A 22,820-nucleotide genomic window follows, 5' to 3' on the forward strand; every position below is an offset into this window, starting at 1 on the left:
AGACGCCCGCAAGTTTTGCTCACTGTGCCCTCCCGAGCGCGGTCGAAGACGCTCGCTCGTTCCGAGTTGCTTCGCCATGCGAAGCAACTCGTGTCAGGCAAACAGCTGACGAGCCTGGCGAGACTCGCTGCACTCGTCTCGCTGGCTCTCGGCTCACTTTGTTCGCCGAGAACGTCGTCTATCGCGACGACACTCGTCAGGCAAACAGCTGACGAGCCTGGCGAGACTCGCTGCACTCGTCTCGCTGGCTCTCGGCTCACTTTATTCGCCGAGAACGTCGTCTATCGCGACGACACTCGTCAGGCAAACAGCTGACGAGCGTCGTCGATGGCCTCGACCAGCTTGTCGACCTCTTCTTTCGTGTTGTAGACGTAGAAGGACGCTCGCGCGGAGGCGGGAACGCCGAGCTTGTCGTGGAGCGGCTGCGTGCAGTGGTCGCCCGCTCGAATCGCCACCGCCGAGTCGTTGAGGATAGAGGAGAGGTCGTGGGCGTGGACGGAGTTCAAGTTAAAGGAGACGAGACCGCCCCGTTCGACGCCGGCGGGCGGGCCGAGGATGTCGATGTCACCCTCGCCTTCCAGCTGTTCGATGGCGTACTGGGCGAGTTCGTTCTCGTGGCGCCGGATGGCGTCCATGCCGATATCGTCCAGATAGTCACAGGCCTCCGCGAGCGCGATGCCCTGACAGATGACCGGCGTGCCGGCCTCGAACTTCCAGGGGAGCTCGTGCCAGGTCGAGTCCTCGAAGGTGACCTTGTTTATCATCATCCCGCCGTAGAGATACGGCTCCATCTCTTCGAGGATGTGCTTCTTGCCGTAGAGGACACCGATACCGGTGGGCCCGGCCATCTTGTGCCCCGAGAAGGCCAGAAAGTCCGCGTCGATGGCCTCGACGTCTACGGGACGATTCGGCACCGACTGGGCGCCGTCGACGAAGATGTAGGCGTCGTGGTCGTGGGCGATGTCAGCGAGTTCGGAGACCGGATTCACGGTCCCTAGCGTGTTCGAGACGTGGACGACGCTGACCATCGCGGTGTCGTCGCCGATGAGTTCGCGGGCGTGGTCCATGTCCAGGGTCCCGTCCTCCTCGACCTCGATGTAGCGACAGGTCGCGCCGGTCTTCTTGCAGATCTGCTGCCAGGTGACCAGCGAGGCGTGGTGTTCCATCTCGGTGAGGACGACCTCGTCCCCGGGCCCGAGTTCGTTCAGGCCCCAGGCGTAGGCGACGAGGTTCTCGCTCTCGGTGGTGTTCTTCGTGAAGACGATCTCCTCGCGGCCGCCGGAGGCGCCGATGAACTCGGCGACCCGGTCGTGGGCCTCCTCGTAGGCGATGGAGGCCTCCTGGCTCAGCTGGTGGAGCCCGCGGTGGACGTTGGCGTTCGTGTGGCGATAGTAGTGAGCGATGGTGTCGACGACCCGGTCGGGGGTCTGGGTCGTCGCAGCGTTGTCGAGATAGACGAGCTGCTCGCCACCGAACTCCCGCTGGAGGATCGGATACTCCTCGCGGATGGCCTCCACGTCGAGCGGTTCGATATCGGTTTGTCCCATTGGCTAGTGACAGGGGTTGGGCAGTGAACTTTCTTTTGGTTCACCAAAACCACGCTTCGTCTGGAGCGAAAACAGCCCGTCCGGGCGGTCCGTGAGTATCACCGCGGATACCCACAGGGGCCTCGCTGTCCGGCCGCCGCCTGATGTATTCGGCCCGTTCGGGGCTCCGTTTATCAGCCGCTGAAATAGTGACAAATATTTTATGAGTGTGGCTGTACTGTACCACCAGCGATGGGGGACCCAGACGACCGCAGTTCCGATGTGGTGAAACAGCCCGACGGGGGCGTGGTTCGACACGGGAGCCGACAGCGCGCCCGCTCACTTCGACCGACCGGGACCCACGAACAGCCCGGCGTCGAGCGCCACGAGGTGCCCGGCACAGTCCACGTCGGCGACTATCACGAATACCACCACGCCGACCGGTGGAAGGCGGCCGACACCCCGCTGCGTGGTGACGCCGACATCGACTGGCTCGCAAGCGACGAGTGGCTCGCCTACGACGTCTACATCCAGGCGGCCGGCCGCTACGAGCTGACACTCGATGTCGCCGCGGCCGACAGCTTCGGCGGCGGCGACCTCGGAATCGTCGTCGACGACGACCCGCTCTGCCGGGTCGAGTTCGACGCCACCGGTGGCTGGTACGACTGGGACGAGATCAGGACCGAAGTCGAACTCCCCCGTGGAACCCACACCGTCCGGCTGGTCGTCTTCGAGGGCGGCTGGAAGCTCAAACAGCTACAGGTGCGGTAGCGAACTAAAGCCAGAGCAACTGTGCGTGGCGGGTCCCGTCCACGTCGAGGACGTTCTCCTCGTCGACGAACCCGTGCTCTATGGCCACGTCCACGCTCTCGGTGCCGACGATGTTGGCGACGCTACAGCGCGCGAGGCTGTCGACGACCTCCGATTCGGTGACTGTCTCGCCGCCGTAGAACTCCTCGGAGACCGTCAGCGAGACGGGACCGTCCTCGAAGGTCTCGCCCATGACTTCGGCGTCACAGACGGAGACGAGCAGCCCCTCGTCGGTCTCGCGCTCGTTGAGTATCATTCGAGCAGCTGCTGTTCGGCCTCGTCGCGCATCTCCTCGACTTCCTCGGCCAGTTCCTCGGCCTTGTCGTACTCGCCCAGCTCTTCGAGCGCGCGGGCCTTCTCTTCGAGCACGTCGGCGTTACGGAAGCTCAGCCGAATCGCGTTGTCGAACGCGTCGAGGGCGTCCTCGGCCAGCCCCCGCTCCAGCAGGAAGAAGCCGCGGTTGTACCACGCTTCGCCAAAGCGCGGGTCGATTTCCACCGCTCGCTCGGCGTGTTCCAGTGCCTGTTCGGTGCGGCCCGACTCCCACAGCGCGTAGGCCAGATTGGTCTCGGCGGTGGCGGCGTGGTCGGACTCCTCGTCGTAGGTCAGGGCCTCCTTGTAGGCCCCGATGGCGGCGTCCCACTCCTCTAGCTGGGCGTGGGCGGCGCCCTTGTTGGTCCAGGCCTCCTGTTTGAGCCGGTCGTCCTCGCTGAACTGGGCGACCCGCTCGAACGTCTCTGCGGCCTGTTCGTGGCGGTTGATATGCATGTACTCCAGCCCGACGTCGAGCAGTTGCTCGGGGTCGACGGCGTCGGAACTGACGTTGCGCCGGTCGAGCATGTCCGTCAGCACGCGTGAGTCGACGGGGTCGACCTTGTCCGGGTCGACTTCGAACTCCGGCGGTTCGAGGTCAAAGCCCTCGTAGGGGTCGTCGAACCCCTGTCCTTCCGAGAACTGGTGGTCCTCGCGCTCGCGGTCTGTCATTGCCCTGGATTGACGGTCAGGCGGGTTAAGGGCTGCGTCCCGGCGCCACGTTCTCAATCGGGTGCGTCGCTCGTCCGGCCACTCGTCTCATCGATGCTCAGTACGACGTAGCCGAAGCCGCCAACGGCGAGCAAGAGACCGATGGTACTGCCGTTCGCCGAGAGACCGTAGACCGCGAGACCGACAGCGGCAACGAGGATGGCTGTACACCGCCGCACCGTGTTCTGGAGGGCCCCGACGTCGTCCATACATGACGCCTCGGCGACAATTATGACACGTGTTTCGGCGCCGGAGCCAAGGGCGGCCCACACCTGGTGGCGCGTATGAGCAAGCGACTGTTCGTCAGCGTCGACCTCGACGGGCTGGCCGACGCGGTGGCTGCCGTCCAGCAGCGGTTCGCGGGCGCCGGCGGCCTCCGCTTGACCGACCCCGAGCAGGCCCACGTCACGCTGAAGTTCCTGGGTGACACCGACCCCGAGTGCGTGGACGACCTCGTGACCGAACTTGAGCGCGCCGTCGCGGACAGCGGTGTCGAACCCTTCGAGGCCCGGTTCGGCGGGCTGGGCGTGTTCCCCTCACTCGAGTACATCAGCGTCGTCTGGGTCGGCGTCCGCGACGGCCACGGGGGCCGCGAACTGGCGGCGCTCCACGAAGCCGTCGAGGACCGAACCACGGCGATGGGGTTCGACGCCGCGGACCACGATTTCACGCCCCACGCCACCATCGCCCGGATGGACCACGCCGGTGGGAAGGGGCTGGTCCAGGACGCCGTCGAGACCGATGACCCGGACGTCGGCCGCCTCCGGGTCGAGGCAATCCGGCTCACCGAGAGCGTGCTGGGCGAGGACGGCCCGACCTACCGTACTGTCGAATCGATTGCGCTCTGAGCGCCAGCGTGCAGCTCTAGGTCGGCCAAAAACAATCAAATTTATGATAATTCTTATGTCCGTGAGTCCAGTAGGACTCGCATGGTCGTCGTCGAGAACGTCGCGTTCGTCTTTGTCGCCGGATTGCTGACGGCGCTGGCGACCGGGCTGGGTGCCGCCCCCTTCTTTCTGGTCGAGGAGTTCTCCGACCGGTGGAACGTCCTGCTGTGGGGTATCGCCTCCGGCATCATGGTCGCCGCGTCGCTGTTCGGGCTGGTCCGGGAGGGACTGAACTACGGGTCACCGATTCTCCTGGTCCCGGGACTGCTCACCGGCGTCGCCCTCGTCGTCGTCGGGCACGAACTGTTGGAGGGGTACAACCACGGTCCGGAGAAGTTCGAGGAGGCCGATTTCAAGAAGCTGGTGCTCATCCTCGGCATCCTGACGGTCCACAGCTTTCCGGAAGGTGTGGCCGTCGGCGTCTCCTTTGCCGAACTCGGACTGGACGGCGCCAACGCGGGCGAGACGCTCGCCGTTGCCGGCGTCGCGGTGCCGCTGCTGGCGGTGTTCATGACGGTGGCCATCTCCATCCACAACGTCCCGGAGGGGACGGCCATCGCCATCCCGCTGCGGTCGCTGGGGGTCAGCGAGCCGAAGATGGTGTGGTGGGCGGTCTTCTCCTCACTGCCCCAGCCCATCGGGGCCGTCATCGCCTACTACTTCGTGACGCTGGCCCGGGAGTTTCTCCCCTTTGGCTTTGGTTTCGCGGCCGGGGCGATGATATATCTCGTCGTCACCGAGTTCGTCCCCGAGGCCCTGGAGTACGGGCAGAACCTCGCTGGCGGCGGCAAGCGGGAGCTACTGACAGGCGTCATCGCGGGCGTGCTGGCGATGGTCCCGCTCGCGTTTATATAACTGAGCGCTTCCGGATGACTTTCAGGTCCACGAAGGCCTGCAGCGGGTCGTCGAACTCCTCGACGCGGTTCTCCATCCGGTAGCTGGAGTGGTCGACGGCGAAGTAGTACGGGCCCGCTGATTCGACGGACTGGCGGTTCCCGTCGTTGTCGGTGGTCGCCTCGTACATACTGTCGGCTTCTCGCTGTACAGCCGCCTGGCTGAACTCGCTGTTGCCCGGCGGTTTCGACTCCGGGTCGTCACCCTTGATGTACGCGTCGTACTGTTCGAAGGCGGACTCGTCGCTGAAAAAGTAGACGTCGAAGGCCTGTTCGGCCCGGACGATGTATTCGATGGCGCCGCCGGTGTCCGAGAGGTCCGGAATCTCTTTTTCCATCCACGCGTTCCCGGGGTCGACGGTGACGTCCTGCTGGACGCTCACGATAACCTCGCCACCACCGCCGAGGCATCCGGACCCGGCGACGACCATCCCCGTCCCGAGTGTCTGTAGCACGGACCGTCGCTTCATACGTGACTGGTGCCGATTTCGGAACTTAACTCTACGCGCCCACTTACCAACCATGATAATGAAAGTCCTCTGTGGTCAGGCAGGCGACGGCGAGCCGAAAAGGAAGGAATTTAAGCCGTGGCACAGAAGGTCCGACACCATGAGCAAGAAGTCGAAGGCCAAGAAGAAGCGTCTGGCCAAACTCGACAACCAGAACAGCCGCGTCCCGTCTTGGGTCATGCTCAAGACCGACCGCGAAGTCCAGCGCAACCCCAAACGGCGCCACTGGCGCCGGGGCGACACTGACGAATAATGAGCGCCGGTGACTTCGAGGAGCGTGTCGTCACGATTCCGCTCCGCGACGCCCGTGCCGAGCCGAATCACAAGAAGGCCGACAAGGCGATGAACCTCATCCGCGAGCATCTCGCCAAGCACTTCTCCGTCGAGGAGGACGCCGTCCGCATCGACCCCTCTATCAACGAGGCGACGTGGGCCCGCGGCCGGTCGAGCCCGCCGAGCAAGCTTCGCGTGCGCGCCGCCCGCTTCGAGGAAGAGGGCGAGGCCGTCGTCGAGGCAGAGACAGCGGAATAACCCTTGCTCCGCGCGGCATTCTCCGGGTCGTCGTACGTCGGTGTCTTCGCTCGTGCGACCGACGACTGCGTGCTGGTTCGCCCCGACGTAGACGGATCGCTGGTAGAGGAGATCAGTGCGGAGCTCGAGGTCCCCGCCGTCCCCACGACGGTGGGCCACTCCGCGACGGTCGGTGCGCTGGCGACCGGCAACAGCAACGGGCTGCTCGTCTCCTCTCGCGTGCGCGAGACGGAAATCGAGCGCATCCAGGACGTCGTCGACGTTCCGGTCACCGAACTGCCCGGGCGCATCAACGCCGCCGGAAACGTCGTCTGCTGTAACGACTCGGGCGCCTACGTCCACCCCGACCTCTCTCGGGAGGCCGTCCAGGCTGTCCGTGATGGGCTCGGCGTCCCCGTCGAGCGCGGCGTCATCGCCGGCGTCAACACCGTCGGTACCGCCGCCGTCGCCACCGACAGCGGCGTCCTCTGTCACCCGAAAGCCACCGACGGCGAACTCGACGCGCTCGAGGACCTGCTCGACGTCTCGGCCGACATCGGTACCGTCAACTACGGCGGCCCGCTGGTCGGCTCCGGACTCGTGGCCAACGACGCAGGCTACGTCTGTGGCACCGACACCTCCGGGCCGGAACTGGGCCGTATCGACGCGACGCTGGGTTACATCGACTGACGCGCTGTATTCCTCGTTTTTTTTGCGGCCGCTGAGCCGCGGCTGTCGGCATCCGCGCACTGGATCCGGGTAATGTCAACATTTATCATGATAGACGTTGAACGACTATACATGTCAGAGAAAGAACTGACGACGGCCGAACCGAAGCCGCTCGTATGCCGCCGGTGTGACTACGCGACGGAGGTTCTCAGGACGTCATGTCCGATGTGTGGCGGTGATATGATATACGAACCGGACTAGCGAGGCACCGAACGAGGCACCGAACGAGGCGAGGTTCCTCGAAAGTGCCGGGGGAGCGGAGCGACCCGCACAGCGAAAGCGGTGGGTGGAGGCCTCGGTAGTCCGCTTACAGGGACGCGAGCGTCACCGCGTTCAGCGCGACAACGGCCAGCGAGACCAGTGCGAACCCGACGAGTACGGCCGTGTCCCGGGGCTCGTCGAACCGGGCCCACGCGACCACCACGACCACCAGGGCGCTGAACTTCAACAGCCCAATGCCGGGCGTCCCGTAGGTCTCGATGAACGCCCGGGCGACGGCGTTGCCCTCGCTGAACCCCTGGTCCATCCCGACCATGGTAGTCACGACGTCGAACAGCGACGAGAGGATGACTACCGTCCACAGGACGGTGTGTGACTCAGAGAGCGGCCGCTCACCTGGGAGCCACCCCGCGCCACTGCCGCCCATCGCCGGGCTGTCGGACCCCACTGTTGTCTCTCCCGTCGTCGGCGACCGATATAAGCGCTGTTGCCCCCAGTCCCGCCGCCGTCCCGGACTTCCGGGGTGTGGGTGAAAAACACCGAAGGGGAAGATACTTCCCTGTCCTGCCCGCACCGGAGGATATGAGCACGTACACTGTTCGCGGTAGTTTCCCGGCCCGCGACGGGCCCCAGCAGTTCGAGAAGGAGGTCGAAGCGCCCAACGAGGACGTCGCCACCGAGCGCGTCTATAGTAACTTCGGTTCCCAGCACAATCTCAAGCGCACACAGATCACCATCGACGAGGTGGCAGCATGATGGGCGGCGGTGGCGGTGGCGGCATGCAGCAGCTCCAGCAGGAAATCGAGCAGCTCGAAGCCGAAATGGAGGCCATCGACGAGGAAGTCGAGCGCCTGCAGGAGAAGAAATCAGACATCGACGACGCTATCGAGGCCATCGACGTGCTGGAGTCGGGCTCGACGGTGCAGGTCCCCGTCGGCGGCGACGCCTACGTCCGCGCGACGGTCGACGACATCGACGAGGTCGTCGTCTCGCTCGGTGGCGGCTACGCCGCAGAGCGCGACCAGGACGGCGCCGTCGATACGCTGGAAGCCAAGAAGGAGACCCTGGACGGCCACATCGAGGGACTGCAGGACGACAAGGCCGAGGTCGAGGGCGAGATGAGCGAGCTCGAACAGCAGGCCCAGCAGATGCAACAACAGCAGATGCAGCAGATGATGCAACAGCAGGAAGAGCAGCAGTCCGACGAGTAAGGTCCCCATGTTCGATGGACTGAAGGACAAACTCAGCGGGTTCACCAGCGACGTCGAGGACGACGTCGACGAGGACGCTGTCGAAGACGACGCCGAGGACGAAGCAGCCGAGACGGAGGCAGCTGACGCCAAGGCCGTCGAGGCCGAGTCGGAACCCGCGCCAGACACCGGAGCCGAATCGCCGACCGAGGCCGATAGCGGCGACGCCGCCGAAGCCGACACCGAGACGGTCGAGGAGTCCGCCGAAGCCGACACCGAGACGGTCGAGGAGTCCGCCGAAGTCGACACCGAGACGGTCGAGGAGTCCGCCGAAGCCGACACCGAGACGGTCGAGGAGTCCGCCGAAGCCGACACCGAGACGGTCGACGAGCCCGACGCATCCGGCGCCGAGACGGAGGCCGAAGCGGTCGACGAGCCCGCCGAAGACGACAGCGAGGACGCTGCCGACGAGGCGGACGACGGCGGCCGAAGCCTCACCGAGAAGGCCAAAATCATGGCCACGGGGAAGACCGTCATCGAGGAGGAAGACCTCCAGGGCCATCTGGACGACCTCGAACTTGCCCTGCTATCTTCCGACGTCGAGATGAGCGTCGCCAACGAGATACTCTCCGGCGTCGAGGAAAACCTCACCGGGGAGACCCGCCGGCGCCTCTCCAGTACCGGCAATCTCGTCCGGGACGCGCTGCGGGAGGCGCTGTTCGACGTCATCAGCGTCGGGCAGTTCGACTTCGACGAGCGGGTCCAGGCGGCGGACAAACCCGTAGTCATCATCTTCACCGGCGTCAACGGCGTCGGGAAGACCACGACCATCGCCAAGCTCTCGCAGTACTTCGAGGACCGCGGGCTCTCGACGGTGCTGGCAAACGGCGACACCTATCGGGCCGGCGCCAACGAGCAACTTGAGAAACACGCCGAGAACCTGGGCAAGAAGATAATCACCCACGAGCAGGGCTCTGACCCGACGGCTGTCGTCTACGACGCCGTCGAGTACGCGAAGGCCAACGACGTGGACGTGGTGCTTGGCGACACGGCCGGCCGGCTCCACACTTCGGACGACCTGATGGCCCAGCTCGCCAAAATCGACCGCAACATCGATCCGGACATGACGCTATTCGTCGACGAGGCCGTCGCCGGCCAGGACGCGGTCAACCGCGCCCGCGAGTTCGACGATGCGGCCGAGATAGACGGCGCGATACTCACGAAAGCCGACGCCGACCCCCAGGGCGGGGCCGCCATCTCCGTGGCCCACGTCACCGGCAAACCGATTCTCTTCCTCGGGACCGGACAGGACTACGACGACCTCGAACCGTTCGACCCCGAGGAAATCGTCGACAGTCTCTTCGACGAGTGAGCGCCGTCTCTTACTCTCACACTACTCGACTGGCCTCCCGAACACAGCCGTCATGCGACGATATTCGCACCCGATAGTGTCGAGTCAATCCGGAATTACAATCCGGTTTACCCCTCGTAAACTGTCACTTACCATAAGCCCTGGCGCAGACGGGCCTATCGATGCAACGGAACAGCACGACTCGACGCGGTGTACTGACGGTCGCCGGCGGTGCGCTGGTCGCCCTCGCCGGCTGTAGTAACAGCGGTGGGCAGAGCGGGACGCCCACCGAAACCGACACCGAGTCGGGTGGGATAGAGCCGACGGACACCGAGACGGCCGAGCCCACGGAGACGGAGGCCGAGCAAGCGACCGAGGACGGGACCGAGACGCCCACGGGGGGCGACGCGATGCTCCGGGTCGCCCACCTCGCGCCGGACGCGCCGAACGTGGACGTCGCTGTCGACGGTACTGAGGTACTCACGGACGTTCCGTTCGAGACGGTGAGCGATTACCTGTCGGTGACGACCGGAGACCACCAGATAACCGTCACGCCGACCGGCGGGTCGGAGGCGGTGTTCGACCAGACCGTCACACTGGAGAGCGGACGCCAGACGGCCGCGGCCGTCGGCGAAGTGTCGGGCGAGAGTCAGGCGTTCACCGTGACGCTGCTTTCCGACGACGCCGGAACGGCGGACGCTGGCAACACGAACGTCCAGGCCGTCCACACGATTCCCGACGCCCCCGCCGTCGACGTCACTTCCGGCGAGACGGTCATCGCCGACGACATCGAGTTCGGTGGGGCCGGGGAGTACGTTACCGTTCCCTCGGACACCAGCACCGTCGAACTCCGGCCGGATAGCCTGGCCAACGACGAGGAGCCGGTCGGGACGTTCAGCGTCGACCTGACCGACATGGCTGCCCAGACCGTCTTCGCGACGGGCTATCTCGAACCCGCCGGCGGGCAGCCCGAGGCCCGGCTCGTCGTCGCGACCGACGCCGAACCCGACAGCATGACCGGCGGGACGGAAACGCCTACTGGGACTGCCACGGGAACCGCGACCCCGACCGACGGGATGTGACACCACCGCGGTCGCACAGTCTCGCGGGCCACGGCGCTCGTCCGTCGTGACAGTGTCCGGGTCAACTGTCACGACACCTTCTGTACCGCCGCTCGCTCTTTCCGAGGACCCTCACTCCGCTCGGTTCCTCGCTTGCTCCACGGGTCACTCCGTTCCCCGTTTCGCTTCGAGGGACTTCGCTCTGCTCAGTCCCTCGCCTGCTCCACAGCCTCCACGAACTCGACCGCGCTCTCGCGGACGCCGTCCATATCCTTGTTCCTGATGGCCTCGTAGTCAACTAGCGCCGAGCCGGCACCGACCGCGACTGCGCCCGCATCGAAGTACTCCGCCACGTTCTCGGCGTCGACGCCGCCGGTCGGCATGATGGGAACGTCGCCGAGCGGTCCCTGAATCGCACTGATGTGTCCTGGGCCGACGGTCGAGGCCGGGAACATCTTCAGCATATCCGCGCCGGCGGCCATCGCGTCGGCGGCCTCCGTGGGTGTCATGACGCCCGGAATGCAGAGCACACCCTCGCGATTGCACACCTCGATGACGTCTTCGTCGAAGTGGGGTCCGAGGATGAACTCCGCGCCGGCCTCGATTGCGTTGCGCGCGGCCGCGGGGTCCATCACCGTCCCGACGCCGACGATGGCGTCGGTGTCGGAGAGCGCCCGGTCGACGGCAGCGACCTGCTCCGAACACCGCTTGGCGTCGGCGGTCAGTTCCAGCGCGCGCACCCCGCCGTCGTGGACGGCGCGGGCCACGTCGACCATCTGGTCTTCCGGAACCCCCCGCAGGACGGCCGTGACGCCGCTGTCGAGGAGTGCCGCTTTGACTTCTTCTTTCCGTGTCATGGGTCACAGTCGACGGCCTGGCCGGAAAAACGTAGCTGAACCAGTCACTCGTCAGGTTCGTACGGCAGGCCGGGGTCGGACTTGGGCGCGCCGACGCCGAGCACGCGGCCCGACTGGTCGGCGTCTTCTGGCACGAAGGCGCGGTGGGGGCTCTCGGGCTCGGCGATGAACACCTCGTCGGTCTCGACGACGAACTCCCCGTCGGGTGTCTCGATGTGGACCGGCCCCGAGACGACGTAGAACAGCTCCTCGCGCTGTTTGTGGTAGTGATACGAACGCGGGAGCTGTTCGCCGGGCGCCATCTCGTAGGTGGCCGCGTGCAGCGCCAGCAGCTCCGCCGCGTCCGAGAGTCCCCGGCGGTCACACGGGTAGTCCTCGGTTTCCGGCAGCGCCTCGGGGTCGATGTGGTGGTAAGGCATACTGGGTGGTGGGGCCGCGAGCGGGGAAAAGCGTGTGGTGGTGTCCCCGACCCGTGTCATCCGAACAGCCAGACGAGCACCGATAACGTTCCAAGCGACGCCACGGTCGTCACGACGACGTTCATCGAGGCGAAGGCGGCGTCGCCGCCGAGTTCGCTGGTGTAGACGTACGTGGAGACGGCGGTGGGAACACCGAGCATGATGACGGCCGCCGACAGGGCCGTCGACCCGACGCCCAGCGCCGAGAACACGGCCCAGGCGAGGACGGGCATCCAGACGACCTTCAGCAGGACGACGCCGGTCGTCGGCCGGAGCGTCGACAGGGACAGCTCCGTGTCGAGTTTCGCCCCGACACAGACAAGCGCCAGCGGGAGCGCGAGCGTCGCGACGGCGTCGAGGCCGGTGACCATCGGCGCCGGGACGCCGACACCGCCGACCGAGGCGGCGATGCCAGCGGAAAGCGAGACGAGGACGGGATTCGTAGCCAGCGCCCGTAGTTCGCCCGACAACGACGCGTCGCTGTCGTTGATGCGGATGAGTGTCAGCACCGTCACGGGGACGTGGGTCAGCGCGCCCAGCCCGAGGACGACGCTGGCGATGGCGGCGGCCTCGCCGCCCAGCGTCGCCGCCACCAGTGGGAGCCCCAGAAACCCCATATTCCCGTGGTAGGACTGCACGATGGCGACGCTCCGGCGGGCATCGCTCTCCCGGCGGCGGTGGACGATCCAGCCGGCGGCGACGGTCGCCGCGAGGACGGTCCAGAAGCCGACCAGCAGTGCCGGCGAGACGAGTTCGCCCAGCGGGCGGTCGAACGTCGAGGCAAAGACCAGCGCCGGGAGGGCAACGTAGAACGCGACGGCTGTCAACGTCTCCGTCCGCGACGCGGTCAGAAGGGAGACGCTGCGTGCGGCCGCGCCGATGGCGAGAAAGACCAGCATGAAACCGAGCTGCTCGATGACGGCCATACCGGTCCCTTCGAGCAGGTACTTTAGTGGCTTTCGTCACCAGGGCGCCGTGCCACTGGCAGTCAGGGGCAGACTGCGTCTCGCTCAGTTCGCCTGCACGACGACGCTGGTGGTGCCCGCGTCCGCCGCGACGGTCACGGTGTAGGCCCCGCGCGGTTCGACGGTCCAGAGCGCACCGTCGCTCCCGGTCGAGCCCACGGGCTGGCCGTTAATCGTGACCGTCCCGTCGACGTCGCTGTCGGTCTCGTTGTTCGACGCGGTGACGAGCAGCGGCCCCGTCGCGCTGGACTGGCGGACCGTCACCGCGAGGGTGCCGTTGACGTTACGTGCTGTCGACGTCGTCCGGACGTCCGAGAGGCTGCGGAACTGCTCCTCGTAGAAGACGTCGGTCGTCCCGCCGTCGAGATACGCCCGCAGGTTGCCGTTGGGATGGTCGGCCGTCAGTTCGTAGATGCCCGAATCGCCGTAGAACGTGAAGCTCGGTCGCTGTCGCTCGTAGAGCCACGGGTAGAGGTCGGCCGCCCGCTCGTCCGCGACGTCCAACCGGTCAGTCTCGGGGTCACCGTCGTTGATTGCCGTGTCGAGGAACTGGTCGGGCGCACTGGCGTCCCGTGCGCCGTCGAGGCGGGTCTCTCTGACGTACTCGTCGTCTGTCACCGTCGCGAGCATATAACCGGTGTCGGCGACCTCGATGTACAGTGTGCGGCCGGCCGCCTCACCCGACTGGAGCTGGTCTCCGATCGGGCCGGTAAGGGTCCGTAGCTCACCCTCGACCGAGCGAAGGCGGGTGATGGTGGACTCGTTCAGCGAATACTCGGGCGCGGTGTCGGGGGCAGCCGAGACCCGATCGAGTGTCGCCAGTAGCTCGCTCGCCTCGGCGTTGACGACGAGGCGCGTCCTGAGGAACGCCGCTGCAGATATCTCATCGCGGGCGTAGCGGGCGATAGCGGCGTCCTGGCGCTGGTCGAGGGCCTGCTCCTGGGCTTCGATAGCTGCCAGGCGGTCGGTCACGAGTCGTGCCCGCGCCTCGCGCCCGTCGGCCCGTCGGAAGCGTTCCTCGAACGAGAGGGCGTCGTGTCGGTGCTGGAGCTGTGTCGACCAGCCCTCGGTGGCGGTGCCGACGTCGACGTCGGTCTCGTTGTGGCTGGTCCGTCGGACCTCACCGCCGGGGATGGTGAGCTGATTCGTCGTGTTCTCCACGGTGTCGATATTCTGGGCGGGAACCGCCGTCGTGAAGGTCCGCTCTGGCGTCGCGTAGGCGCCGGCGACCGGGAACGCCGCCGCGGTGACGAACAGCAGCGCGACGAGGAGGGCAGGAAGCGGTCGCATTGTCGATTCGTATACCGGCAGCGTACAAAAATCTCTCCCATTACACCACCCGTAACTGTCGCGTGAGAAGCGCCGAGACGTTTCACCGCCACCGCTGACGTTTTATTCTTCGATAGAAAGGGTTTTGCCGACAGCCCGTACACTCTTTGTGTGATATGGCCCCGCGGGTATCCGCCGTCCTCCTCGTTCTCCTCTTTGTTGCGTTCCCAGCGGCCTCGGCAGCCACACTGCCTGTCGCCGCCCCCAGCGAGCCGGCCGCGCAGTCGACGACGGCCCAGGAACTGGCGGCCGAGAACACGACGTTCCAGGTACAGTTGTACCCGGACGGAGACGCGCGCTGGCGGGTCGTCGAGCGATTCAATCTGACGGACGAGAACGACACCCGAGCGTTCGAACGGCTGGGCGAGACGTTCGTTGCCGGGAACACCGAGGAGAACGCACTGGCGGAGTTCCGGACCGCGAGCGATGCGGCGGCCAGCGCGACCGGGCGCGACATGGAACTGCGAGACGTCAACCGTGAGTACGTCGTGGACGACGGACAGGGACGGCTCGTCCTCTCGTTCAACTGGACGAACTTCGCGGCCGTCAGCGGCAGTAAGCTCCGGCTCGAAGACGCCTTCTACACGCCGAGCGGGACGTGGCTTACCAACCTCGCGGCGGGCCAGTCACTCGTCATCTCCCCGCCCCAGGGGTACGTCCTGACGAACTCGCCGCAGAACTCCTATATCGACGACGGAGACCTTCGTATCGACGGGGGTCCGGCGACGACGTTCGAACGTGGCGATCTGAACATCGTCTACGATAGCGGCGGGTCCCCGAACAGCACGGGGACAGCGACCGACGAAGGCCCCATCCAGGGCGGCGGGTTCCCGCTGTGGGGTGGTCTGGGCATCCTGCTCGTCCTTGGGGTAGTGGCCGCGTTGCTCTACCTGAACGAGTCCAACGAGTTCCCGGCCGTAGGCGGCAGCGCGACCGACAGCGACGGCGGGGACACACCGTCGGCGCCCGCGCCGACCACCGACGATGACGAGTCGACCGACGAAGTCGACGTCGAGTTGCTCTCCGACGAGGAACGCGTCGAACGGCTGCTCACCCAGAACGGCGGTCGGATGAAGCAGGCACGCATCGTCAAGGAGACCGGCTGGTCGAACGCCAAGGTGTCCCAGCTGCTCTCGTCGATGGACGAGGACGACCGCATCGACAAGCTCCGCATCGGGCGGGAGAACCTCATCTCCTTCCCCGACGAGGACGTCACCGAGATCGAGGACTGATACTGGTGGCTGTAACAAACTGACGTACTTCGCCACCCTGGGGTGGCGAACACCTTTCCGAACCTACAGTCACCAGATGAGCGGGCCGGCGGTAGCGTTTTCTCGCTGCCGGCCCACCGTTCAGTGTGCAAGTCCTTGTCACAGCGGTGCCGGTGTCCCGGGCCGACGGCGACTCCGACACCGGCGGCACCGAGTACCGCCTCGGTGCGTGGGACGCCCGTGCCCTCGAAGCGGCCGTAGGGTTACGGGAGACCCACGGGGACGTGACAATCGTCACGGCGACCGTCGGGCCGCCGGCGGCCGACTTGGTCGTCCGGGCGGCGCTGGCGAAGGGGGCCGACCGCGGGATACGTGTCTGGGACGACGCCCTCGCCGAGACGGCCCTGTTCGACCCCCGGCTGAAAGCGCGGCTGCTGGCTGCGGTGGCCGCCGACGTAGAGCCCGCCCTCGTACTTGCGGGGGTCCAGTCCGGTCCCGACGGGTTCGGTGCGACCGGCGTGGCCCTGGCGTCGACCCTGTCGTACGGCTGGGCCACGGTCGTCACCGACATCTCGCTCGATCGCGACGCGGGCGTCGTCTCGGTCCGGTGTGACCGCGACGGTCCACACGTCGACCTGGTCGCGGTCGACCTGCCGGCCGTCCTCACCGTCGGGTCCGGCGCCAGCGAGCCCCGGCACGCGAACCTCGGGGCAGTCAGGGCCGCACACCGGGCCGAGATTGCGGTGTGCTCACTCGACGACCTGGGGCTGGACCCGGCTGCTATCGAACCGTCGCTGACACGGGCCGGCACTGCCGACCGGGACCGCGACGTGACACTGTTCGAGGGACCGCCGGACGAGGCGGTGGCCGACCTCGCGAGCGCCCTCCGCGCTCACGGAGTGGGGCCGTGACTGTCCTCACCGTCGCCGAGCACCGCGGTGGCCGGCTGCGCGAGGTGAGCCGCGCGACACAGACGGCTGGGCTGGAACTTGCCGAGGCGACCGACGACCCCGTCCACACCGCCGTCGTCGGCGGCGACGCCGAGCGGTTCGCACCACGACTCGCCCGTGACGGCGTCGACGTAGTCCACACGGTCGCCGAGGGCGAGGAGTTCACCTACGACATCGCCACGCAGGCACTGACACAACTGGTCGCCGACATCGACGCGCGGGTCGTCCTCGCGCCGGGCTCGGCGACCGGGCTGGCGTACGCCCCCGCAGTTGCTGCCCGACTCGGCTGGCCGGTCGTGACCGACGCGGTCGGGCTGGACGCCGCGGACGGCCTGACGGTCGCCCGCGAGGCCGACGGGACGGTGACGACGTTCGCCGTCGACGGCGACCGGGCCGTGGTGACGCTCCGGCCCGGCGAGTGGCCCTCCGCCGAGGCGACTGGTGACGCCGAAATCTGGTCGTTCGCGGCTGATATCGACGACGTAGCGGTCCGGTCGACGGTGACCGGTTCCGAGACGCTCGGTGACCGCGAGCTCACCGAGGCCGACGTGGTCGTGGCGGTCGGACGCGGCATCGGCGCCGAGGCGAACCTCGAGGTGGTCTTTGACCTCGCCGAGGCCATCGACGAGACCGTCGCGGCCGCCAGCCCACCGGTGAAACGGGGGTGGCTTCCACCAGAGCGGCAGGTCGGCCAGTCCGGCGTGACCGTCGCCCCCGACGTCTACCTCGCCATCGGTGTCTCCGGCGCCGCCCAGCACCTCGTCGGGATGCGTGAGAGCGACACTGTCGTCGCTATCAACAGGGACCCGACTGCGCCGATATTCGACGTGGCGGACTACGGCATCGTCGCCGACTTCGCCGATGTCGTCCCAGCCCCGGTGGCCGCGTTCGATTCCTGAGTCGGCCGGAATTTTTACTGCCGTGTAGCCTCTGCTTACCGGGACTGTATCACTGTTTATATTTTGAGTTCTTCTGGTATGCAAAATACTGCCAGTAGGGTCTTCTTTACTGTCAGAACCCTTATTTCCGGTAAACTTATGATGGGTGATTAATGATGTACGTGTCAGCAAGAGGGGCGAGTATGGGCCGGTCGCCGAGGCGACCGGCGTGGGACCTCTCGGCGCATACATAAATCACAATGACAGACCGGATTACTGACCGCATATCACGACGGAGCGCACTCAAAACACTGGCAGTCTCGGGGACGGTGGGTCTCGCCGGGTGTGGTGGGATTTTCTCGGACTCTGACTCGACAGAGTACGGCCCGACGGACGTTCCACCCAAGCCGGAGGGCATCGACGAGTGGGGGAAAAAGCTCAACGAACACGCCAGAGAGGCCAACATCAACTGGGAGCAGTTCTCTGACGACGACATCACGCTGACGTTCGGGATGGGGCTGCACCCATACTCGACGACGTTCTCGACGACGCCCGAAGGCGAGGAGAACAACAAGGCGGTCAAGGACTATTTCACCGACCTCACCGGTATCGAGGTCGAGTACGAGATCGTCTCAGAGGACAAGTTCTGGTCTGAGACCGAGAGCGCCCTCTCCAGTGAGAACAATCCCTACGACGGCATTATGAACGGGCTGTGGCCCTCGGGCGGCTACCACTACGGCGACAACGGCACCGCCTGGGTCCGTGACCTCATCCCGTACATCAACGACGCCAGCCTGACCGACAAGAAGTGGCTGCGGATGGGCGATTACAGGCGACAGACCATCGAGTTCATGTCCTACCCCAACGCCGACGGCACGGTCGAGCTGACGGCCCTGCCGAACGGCATCGAGTTCTACGGTGGGACGGCCATCCACAAGCCGACTTTCGATACGCTCGGGCTCTCGGAACCGACGAACTTCGCGGAACTGGAGTCCGCCGCCAAGACTATCGCCGAGTCGAGCGACGTCGACCGGCAGGGTATCGTCTCTCGGACCAGTTCGGCCACGCTGTCGGCAGCCAACTGGGGGACGATGTTCAAAACCTACGGCGGGGAGTGGATCGACCGGGAGAACCGGACGGCGACACTCAACGAGGAAAAAGGCGTCAAATCGCTCGAACGCTTCGGCAACATGCTGAACAAGTACGGCCCGACGGACCCCGGGTCGTACGACTGGTACAAAAACAACAACGCCTACAGCAACGGCGACGTCGGGATCATGTACTCGACGCCACAGACCTCCGGTATCGTGGACACCGAGGTGATGCAGGAGACGAAGTGGCTCCCGCCACTGGAGGGACCGGACGGTCAGGATCCGGTGGCCGACACCTGGGTCTGGGCGACCGGTATCACCGCTACTTCGGACAACCCAGAGGCGGCGTGGCTGTATCTCCAGTGGGCTAACTCACGCATGGCGAACCTGCTGCTCTCGACGCGGCAGTGGGAAGACGACGGGCCCCGCGCGGGCTATGCCCGGTTCGACTATATCAAAGACCAGATCGAGCAGGGTAACGCGCCCCCGGTCCCCGGCGAGGGGTACATCGAGGCGTTCAACCAGGGGATGGACGCCGTTCCCGGTGGCAAACCCGACAAGCCCCAGGAGTATCCGCCGGTCCCGGTCGACACGCCCCAGAACATGAACATCATGCGCCGGGCCGCCGGGGCGATGAGCAGCGTCGTCAGCGGCCAGCAGACCGCACAGGCAGCGCTGGACGACGCGGCGTCCACTATCGACGACGAGGGGTTCCTCTCCGAGGAGTCGATTCCCCAGCGCTACGTCGCAGACGACAGATTCTTGGACAGAGACTACGGTCAGCAGTACGGAACTAATGGGAACTGATACACAACGATGAGTGGAGAAGACACACAGCAATCACGGAGCGTCGAGGAAGCCAGTAGCATCCTTCCCGGCTTTCTCGCACGGAGCTTCCTCGCGAAGTTCCTGGTCGCGCTGTTGCTGATATCGGTCGTCATCGTCGGTGTGAGCGCGAACACGTACGACCAGACGTCCGATCAGCTGACTGCGGAGACCCAGACGGAGTATACGGGTGTCGCGAACCAGAGCGCGACACAGATCGAGGAGTGGCGCGAGTCACGAAGCGACACCACCCGTCGACTCTCGCAGTTCGAGGTGGTTCGCAGCGGCACGCAGCAGGAACGGCAATCGTTCCTCGAGAACGAGCGCGAGCAGCTCCCGGGGGACGTTTACAACGTCCACCTCGTCGACTTCGAGGACAGCTCGAACATCACCGCGAGCACGGACGAATCCGAGATCGGCCAGAACCTCAACACGCGCGAGGCGCCCTGGCAGACCCGTGTCGGGAATCTGAGCACCAACGATGACGGCGTGTTCATCTCCCGTGCAGAAGAGGCACTGGGACGCTCGCTCGTGTCGTTCGTGACGGAGGTCGAGACCGAGAGCGGTGAGAGCCGATACCTCGTGGTCCAGGCTGACATGGACGCACTGGCCGGGGACCTCCCGGCCCCATCCGAGGACGTCTACTCGCAAGTTATCGACAGCGAGGGCCGTATCGTCGCGGGGACCCAGGACACTCAAGCGCTGGACCGTAACGACGGCTCGCTCTCCGTCTACTCGGAGAACCCCGACCAGCTGAGTATCCTCCAGGACGGGCTGAACGGCGAGACCGGCTTCGTTCAGGGCAGCGAGATCAACAGCTCGACGGTCCCGTCACACGGGGACTACGCTATCGGGTTCGCCGCGGTCGGGGGCGACGACTGGATCGTCGCGACCCACGTCCCGCTCTCGACGGCGTACGCGCTGCGGAGCACCATCACTACGAACCTGCTCGTCCTCTCGGGCGCGGCGTTCTTCGGTATCGCGTTCATTGGGCTCGTCTTCGGCCGTGGTGCGACGAGCGCGCTGAACGGGCTGACCCGGAAGGCCGAACAGCTGGAGGCGGGGAACCTCGACGTCGACCTCGACGTGACTCGCCGCGACGAGTTCGGTCAGCTGACCGCCTCGTTCGCGAACATGCGCAACGCACTGCGTGACCGTATCCAGGAGGCCGAATCCGCACGGAAGGAAGCGGAGGTCTCCCGGCAGGAAGCACTCGCCATGACCGATTACCTCCAGGAGAAGGCACAGGACTACAGCGAGGTCATGCAGCAGTGTGCCAACGGTGACCTGACCCAGCGCATGGAGATCGACAACGAGAACGACGCGATGGACCGCATCGCGGCGGAGTTCAACGACATGCTCGGCGAGCTGGAGAAGACGACCGGACAGCTCAAGACCTTCAGCGAAGAGGTCGCCGAGTCCAGTGACATCGTGCTGACCAACACGGAGAACGTCCGTCAGTCCGCCGAGCGAGTCACTGCCTCCGTCGAGAGCATCAACACGGACGCGACCGATCAGGGGGCCCGCCTCGAAGAGCTGGCCGGCGACCTCAACGAGGTCATCGACCGGCTCCACTCGCTGAAGGGCAACCCCCACGTCGACATCAACGACGAGTTGGACCAGTTCCAGAACGTCGCGAACGTGCTCGAACAGGCGACCGGACAGAGCCAGTCTATCCGCTCGGAAGCCGAGAGCGCGGCCGAGACCTCCAAACAGCAGGCCGACGAGCTGGACGAGGTCTCCGAACGTGCCGACCGGCTCAAACGCTACGCGAAGCCGCTCGGGGGTATCCTCGACCGCTTCGAGACCGCCGCGGAACACGAGTTCGTCTTCTCCGGCGGCCCGAGCCAGCCGGTCCAGAACGACAACGACGACTGACTTCGCGGTCACTTTTTTGATTTTTTGCCAGTCTGGGAGGCGGTGCTTAGTTTAGCGGAGATTCGCTCTGAGAGCCAGAAAGCCCCCGCGTTCTCGACTCGTGCGGCTCGCTGTCGTCCGAAAGACGGCATAGCCGTCTTTCGTGATCACGAGAGAGCAGAGCTCTCTCGAACGACGCGCCGTAGGTGCTTGCTTCGCCGTGCTTCGTCGAGAACGCGGCCCCTTTCATCCCCACCCATGCCGGCTGGCCAACCGGCTACGGGTGGGACTGAAAGGGGCGGCTGGCTCCGGGAAGACGGCCGACGCAAGGACCGCAACGTAGTGAGGACCGCAGCGAGGCCCTCGACCGGAGCCAGCCGGGGCTTTCTGGCTGTTCGAACTCGGAGTTTCCTAAGTAAACACGACATCTGGAATGCCCGCACACACTGGGTCGTCAGGTACTTTTCCCCGTGGTCCCAAGCCGACGGTAATGGAGTATCTCGAGGCGCGTCGTGACCGCGTCGAGGCGCGGCTACAGGCCGTCATCGACGACGTCGAACCCGACGAACTCGCAGACCAGGTCGGCCACGTCGTGCTCTCGGGCGGGAAACGGGTGCGCCCGACGGTGGCGGTGCTGGTGTGTGAGGCGCTGGGTGGGGACCCGGCCGACGCCGTCGATTTCGCCGTCGGCATCGAGCTAGTCCACAACGCCTCGCTCGTCATCGACGACATCATCGACGAGTCCGAGGTCCGCCGCGGGACCCCGGCGGCGTGGGCAGAGTACGGCCACGGACCGGCCATCATCGCCTCCGACGGGCTGCTCGGGGAGGCCTTCGCGCTGTTCTCGTCGGACGAGCGGGCGATGCAGACCGTCTCCGAGGCGATGGTCGAACTCGGCGAGGGCGAGGCTATGGAGCTGGTCGCCCAGCCCACAAACGAGACCGAGTACATGGAGCTCGCCCGCCGGAAGACGGGCGCGCTGTTCCGGGCGGCCGCCGAGCTGGGCGCCATCGCCGCCGACGCCGACGCCTACACCGTCGAGGCCATGGGCGAGTACGCCCAGCGCGTCGGGGTGGCCTTCCAGATGCGCGACGACGTGCTCGACGATATCGCCGACGAAGAGACGCTCGGCAAACCCACCGGCCACGACGCCGAGATGGAACGACCCTCCTTCGTCGAGGTGACCGACCTCACCACAGAGGAGGCAAACGCCAAGGCCCGCGCCGAGTCCGACGCCGCCCTGGAGGCGCTCGACACCGTCGACGCGCAGAAGTCTCAGTCCGTGGAGTACCTGCGGGAACTCGCCGAATTCGTCGTCGTTCGGGAACGCTGACTAGCAACGACGGCTTCTGGTGCTGTCTTCGATGTCTGGAGTCCCGCAGCTGACGGCACTGAGAGCCAGAAAGCCCCGGCTGTGTCGACTCGGGGGGCTCGCTGCGCGCCTCGGTCGCTTCGCTCCCTGCGGTGCTTGTGTCGCCCGCCTTCGTCGACACAGCCGCCCCTTTCAGTCCCACCCAGTGCTGTTTGACCAACCGGCTACGGGTGGAATGAAAGGGGCGAGCGGCTACGGGAACCCCGGTGAAGCAAGGACCACAGCGAGTGAAACGAGCGAGGACCGCAGCGAGCCGCGGGACCGTAGCCGCTCGGGGCTTTCTGGCCGTACACTGCAGCATTCGTGTGTCAGATTGCTA

26 protein-coding genes are annotated in these 22,820 nt (G+C 65.8%); 16 read left to right on the forward strand and 10 right to left on the reverse strand.

All coding sequences use genetic code 11. The annotated features are described in order from the left end of the window. Window positions 1-299: 299 nt before the first annotated feature. Window positions 300-1,547 (reverse strand): aminotransferase class V-fold PLP-dependent enzyme, encoded by a 1,248-nt coding sequence (locus P1K32_RS10345; protein ID WP_276249655.1) that lies wholly within the window; start codon window positions 1,545-1,547, stop codon window positions 300-302. A gap of 231 nt (window positions 1,548-1,778) precedes the next feature. On the opposite strand from P1K32_RS10345, the gene P1K32_RS10350 reads away from it, so the two are divergent. Further along, complete coding sequence (locus tag P1K32_RS10350) at window positions 1,779-2,297, forward strand: carbohydrate-binding protein (RefSeq protein WP_276249656.1); 519 nt, start codon at window positions 1,779-1,781, stop codon at window positions 2,295-2,297. A gap of 4 nt (window positions 2,298-2,301) precedes the next feature. Here P1K32_RS10350 and P1K32_RS10355 read toward each other — a convergent pair whose 3' ends face one another. The 3 genes from P1K32_RS10355 to P1K32_RS10365 are packed head-to-tail and all read right to left on the reverse strand — an operon-like array spanning window position 2,302 to window position 3,568. After that, on the reverse strand, window positions 2,302-2,592 hold the full coding sequence (locus P1K32_RS10355; RefSeq protein ID WP_276249657.1) for a DUF424 domain-containing protein: 291 nt from the start codon (window positions 2,590-2,592) through the stop codon (window positions 2,302-2,304). Next, window positions 2,589-3,320 (reverse strand): tetratricopeptide repeat protein, encoded by a 732-nt coding sequence (locus P1K32_RS10360; RefSeq protein WP_276249658.1) that lies wholly within the window; start codon window positions 3,318-3,320, stop codon window positions 2,589-2,591. The genes P1K32_RS10355 and P1K32_RS10360 overlap by 4 nt, the downstream gene beginning before the upstream one ends. Window positions 3,321-3,373: 53 nt before the next feature. Continuing rightward, window positions 3,374-3,568 (reverse strand): hypothetical protein, encoded by a 195-nt coding sequence (locus tag P1K32_RS10365; protein ID WP_276249659.1) that lies wholly within the window; start codon window positions 3,566-3,568, stop codon window positions 3,374-3,376. Window positions 3,569-3,643: 75 nt separating this feature from the next. Here P1K32_RS10365 and thpR point away from each other — a divergent pair, with 75 nt between their 5' ends. Both thpR and P1K32_RS10375 read left to right on the forward strand, forming a co-directional pair. Continuing rightward, window positions 3,644-4,207 carry an RNA 2',3'-cyclic phosphodiesterase gene (thpR, locus tag P1K32_RS10370; protein ID WP_276249660.1) on the forward strand — a complete coding sequence of 188 codons (564 nt, stop codon included), beginning with the start codon at window positions 3,644-3,646 and terminating at the stop codon, window positions 4,205-4,207. An 81-nt stretch (window positions 4,208-4,288) separates the two neighbouring features. Next, window positions 4,289-5,101 carry a ZIP family metal transporter gene (locus P1K32_RS10375; protein WP_276249661.1) on the forward strand — a complete coding sequence of 271 codons (813 nt, stop codon included), beginning with the start codon at window positions 4,289-4,291 and terminating at the stop codon, window positions 5,099-5,101. Here P1K32_RS10375 and P1K32_RS10380 read toward each other — a convergent pair. Then, complete coding sequence (locus tag P1K32_RS10380; protein ID WP_276249662.1) at window positions 5,094-5,609, reverse strand: hypothetical protein; 516 nt, start codon at window positions 5,607-5,609, stop codon at window positions 5,094-5,096. The two genes, P1K32_RS10375 and P1K32_RS10380, sit on opposite strands and share 8 nt — an antisense overlap. Before the next feature lie 139 nt (window positions 5,610-5,748). Here P1K32_RS10380 and P1K32_RS10385 point away from each other — a divergent pair, with 139 nt between their 5' ends. The 3 genes from P1K32_RS10385 to P1K32_RS10395 are packed head-to-tail and all read left to right on the forward strand — an operon-like array spanning window position 5,749 to window position 6,848. Beyond that, window positions 5,749-5,901: a 50S ribosomal protein L39e gene (locus P1K32_RS10385; RefSeq protein WP_220588816.1), complete on the forward strand. Its 153-nt coding sequence runs from the start codon at window positions 5,749-5,751 to the stop codon at window positions 5,899-5,901. Continuing rightward, window positions 5,901-6,179, forward strand: a complete 279-nt coding sequence (locus P1K32_RS10390) for a 50S ribosomal protein L31e (RefSeq protein ID WP_276249663.1) — start codon at window positions 5,901-5,903, stop codon at window positions 6,177-6,179. Before P1K32_RS10385 ends, P1K32_RS10390 begins: the two co-directional genes overlap by 1 nt. A 3-nt stretch (window positions 6,180-6,182) precedes the next feature. Beyond that, window positions 6,183-6,848, forward strand: coding sequence for a translation initiation factor IF-6 (locus tag P1K32_RS10395; RefSeq protein ID WP_276249664.1), 666 nt, complete (start codon window positions 6,183-6,185; stop codon window positions 6,846-6,848). Window positions 6,849-7,194: 346 nt separating this feature from the next. Here P1K32_RS10395 and P1K32_RS10400 read toward each other — a convergent pair whose 3' ends face one another. After that, window positions 7,195-7,554: a DUF5658 family protein gene (locus P1K32_RS10400; RefSeq protein ID WP_276249665.1), complete on the reverse strand. Its 360-nt coding sequence runs from the start codon at window positions 7,552-7,554 to the stop codon at window positions 7,195-7,197. Window positions 7,555-7,688: 134 nt separating this feature from the next. On the opposite strand from P1K32_RS10400, the gene rpl18a reads away from it, so the two are divergent. The 4 genes from rpl18a to P1K32_RS10420 all read left to right on the forward strand — a co-directional run bounded on the left by rpl18a (window position 7,689) and on the right by P1K32_RS10420 (window position 10,729). Further along, window positions 7,689-7,862 (forward strand): 50S ribosomal protein L18Ae, encoded by a 174-nt coding sequence (gene rpl18a, locus P1K32_RS10405; protein WP_276249666.1) that lies wholly within the window; start codon window positions 7,689-7,691, stop codon window positions 7,860-7,862. After that, on the forward strand, window positions 7,862-8,317 hold the full coding sequence (gene pfdA, locus P1K32_RS10410) for a prefoldin subunit alpha (protein WP_276252185.1): 456 nt from the start codon (window positions 7,862-7,864) through the stop codon (window positions 8,315-8,317). Before rpl18a ends, pfdA begins: the two co-directional genes overlap by 1 nt. Window positions 8,318-8,324: 7 nt before the next feature. Continuing rightward, window positions 8,325-9,668 carry a signal recognition particle-docking protein FtsY gene (gene ftsY / locus P1K32_RS10415; RefSeq protein ID WP_276249667.1) on the forward strand — a complete coding sequence of 448 codons (1,344 nt, stop codon included), beginning with the start codon at window positions 8,325-8,327 and terminating at the stop codon, window positions 9,666-9,668. 161 nt (window positions 9,669-9,829) lie between these two features. Further along, window positions 9,830-10,729, forward strand: a complete 900-nt coding sequence (locus tag P1K32_RS10420; RefSeq protein ID WP_276249668.1) for a DUF4397 domain-containing protein — start codon at window positions 9,830-9,832, stop codon at window positions 10,727-10,729. A gap of 185 nt (window positions 10,730-10,914) precedes the next feature. On the opposite strand, the gene P1K32_RS10425 is transcribed toward P1K32_RS10420, so the two are convergent. The 4 genes from P1K32_RS10425 to P1K32_RS10440 all read right to left on the reverse strand — a co-directional run bounded on the left by P1K32_RS10425 (window position 10,915) and on the right by P1K32_RS10440 (window position 14,278). After that, window positions 10,915-11,565 (reverse strand): bifunctional 4-hydroxy-2-oxoglutarate aldolase/2-dehydro-3-deoxy-phosphogluconate aldolase, encoded by a 651-nt coding sequence (locus P1K32_RS10425; RefSeq protein ID WP_276249669.1) that lies wholly within the window; start codon window positions 11,563-11,565, stop codon window positions 10,915-10,917. A gap of 44 nt (window positions 11,566-11,609) precedes the next feature. After that, window positions 11,610-11,984: a cupin domain-containing protein gene (locus P1K32_RS10430; RefSeq protein ID WP_276249670.1), complete on the reverse strand. Its 375-nt coding sequence runs from the start codon at window positions 11,982-11,984 to the stop codon at window positions 11,610-11,612. Between the two features lie 56 nt (window positions 11,985-12,040). Next, on the reverse strand, window positions 12,041-12,949 hold the full coding sequence (locus P1K32_RS10435; RefSeq protein WP_276249671.1) for an AEC family transporter: 909 nt from the start codon (window positions 12,947-12,949) through the stop codon (window positions 12,041-12,043). An 84-nt stretch (window positions 12,950-13,033) separates the two neighbouring features. Continuing rightward, window positions 13,034-14,278 carry a DUF7094 domain-containing protein gene (locus tag P1K32_RS10440; RefSeq protein WP_276249672.1) on the reverse strand — a complete coding sequence of 415 codons (1,245 nt, stop codon included), beginning with the start codon at window positions 14,276-14,278 and terminating at the stop codon, window positions 13,034-13,036. Between the two features lie 155 nt (window positions 14,279-14,433). Here P1K32_RS10440 and P1K32_RS10445 point away from each other — a divergent pair, with 155 nt between their 5' ends. The 6 genes from P1K32_RS10445 to P1K32_RS10470 all read left to right on the forward strand — a co-directional run bounded on the left by P1K32_RS10445 (window position 14,434) and on the right by P1K32_RS10470 (window position 22,462). Then, window positions 14,434-15,549, forward strand: coding sequence for a helix-turn-helix transcriptional regulator (locus P1K32_RS10445; RefSeq protein ID WP_276249673.1), 1,116 nt, complete (start codon window positions 14,434-14,436; stop codon window positions 15,547-15,549). A 125-nt stretch (window positions 15,550-15,674) separates the two neighbouring features. After that, entirely contained in the window at window positions 15,675-16,439 is a 765-nt protein-coding gene (locus tag P1K32_RS10450) for an electron transfer flavoprotein subunit beta/FixA family protein (RefSeq protein ID WP_276249674.1), read from the forward strand. Further along, window positions 16,436-17,377, forward strand: coding sequence for an electron transfer flavoprotein subunit alpha/FixB family protein (locus P1K32_RS10455; protein ID WP_276249675.1), 942 nt, complete (start codon window positions 16,436-16,438; stop codon window positions 17,375-17,377). The genes P1K32_RS10450 and P1K32_RS10455 overlap by 4 nt, the downstream gene beginning before the upstream one ends. A 239-nt stretch (window positions 17,378-17,616) precedes the next feature. Beyond that, window positions 17,617-19,254, forward strand: a complete 1,638-nt coding sequence (locus P1K32_RS10460) for an ABC transporter substrate-binding protein (protein WP_276249676.1) — start codon at window positions 17,617-17,619, stop codon at window positions 19,252-19,254. A 9-nt stretch (window positions 19,255-19,263) separates the two neighbouring features. Beyond that, window positions 19,264-21,150, forward strand: a complete 1,887-nt coding sequence (locus P1K32_RS10465) for a PDC sensor domain-containing protein (protein WP_276249677.1) — start codon at window positions 19,264-19,266, stop codon at window positions 21,148-21,150. A gap of 469 nt (window positions 21,151-21,619) precedes the next feature. Next, window positions 21,620-22,462 carry a polyprenyl synthetase family protein gene (locus P1K32_RS10470; protein WP_276249678.1) on the forward strand — a complete coding sequence of 281 codons (843 nt, stop codon included), beginning with the start codon at window positions 21,620-21,622 and terminating at the stop codon, window positions 22,460-22,462. Window positions 22,463-22,820: the final 358 nt, after the last annotated feature.

This window comes from Haloarcula rara (assembly GCF_029338235.1).
GTDB classification, from domain to species: domain Archaea; phylum Halobacteriota; class Halobacteria; order Halobacteriales; family Haloarculaceae; genus Haloarcula; species Haloarcula rara.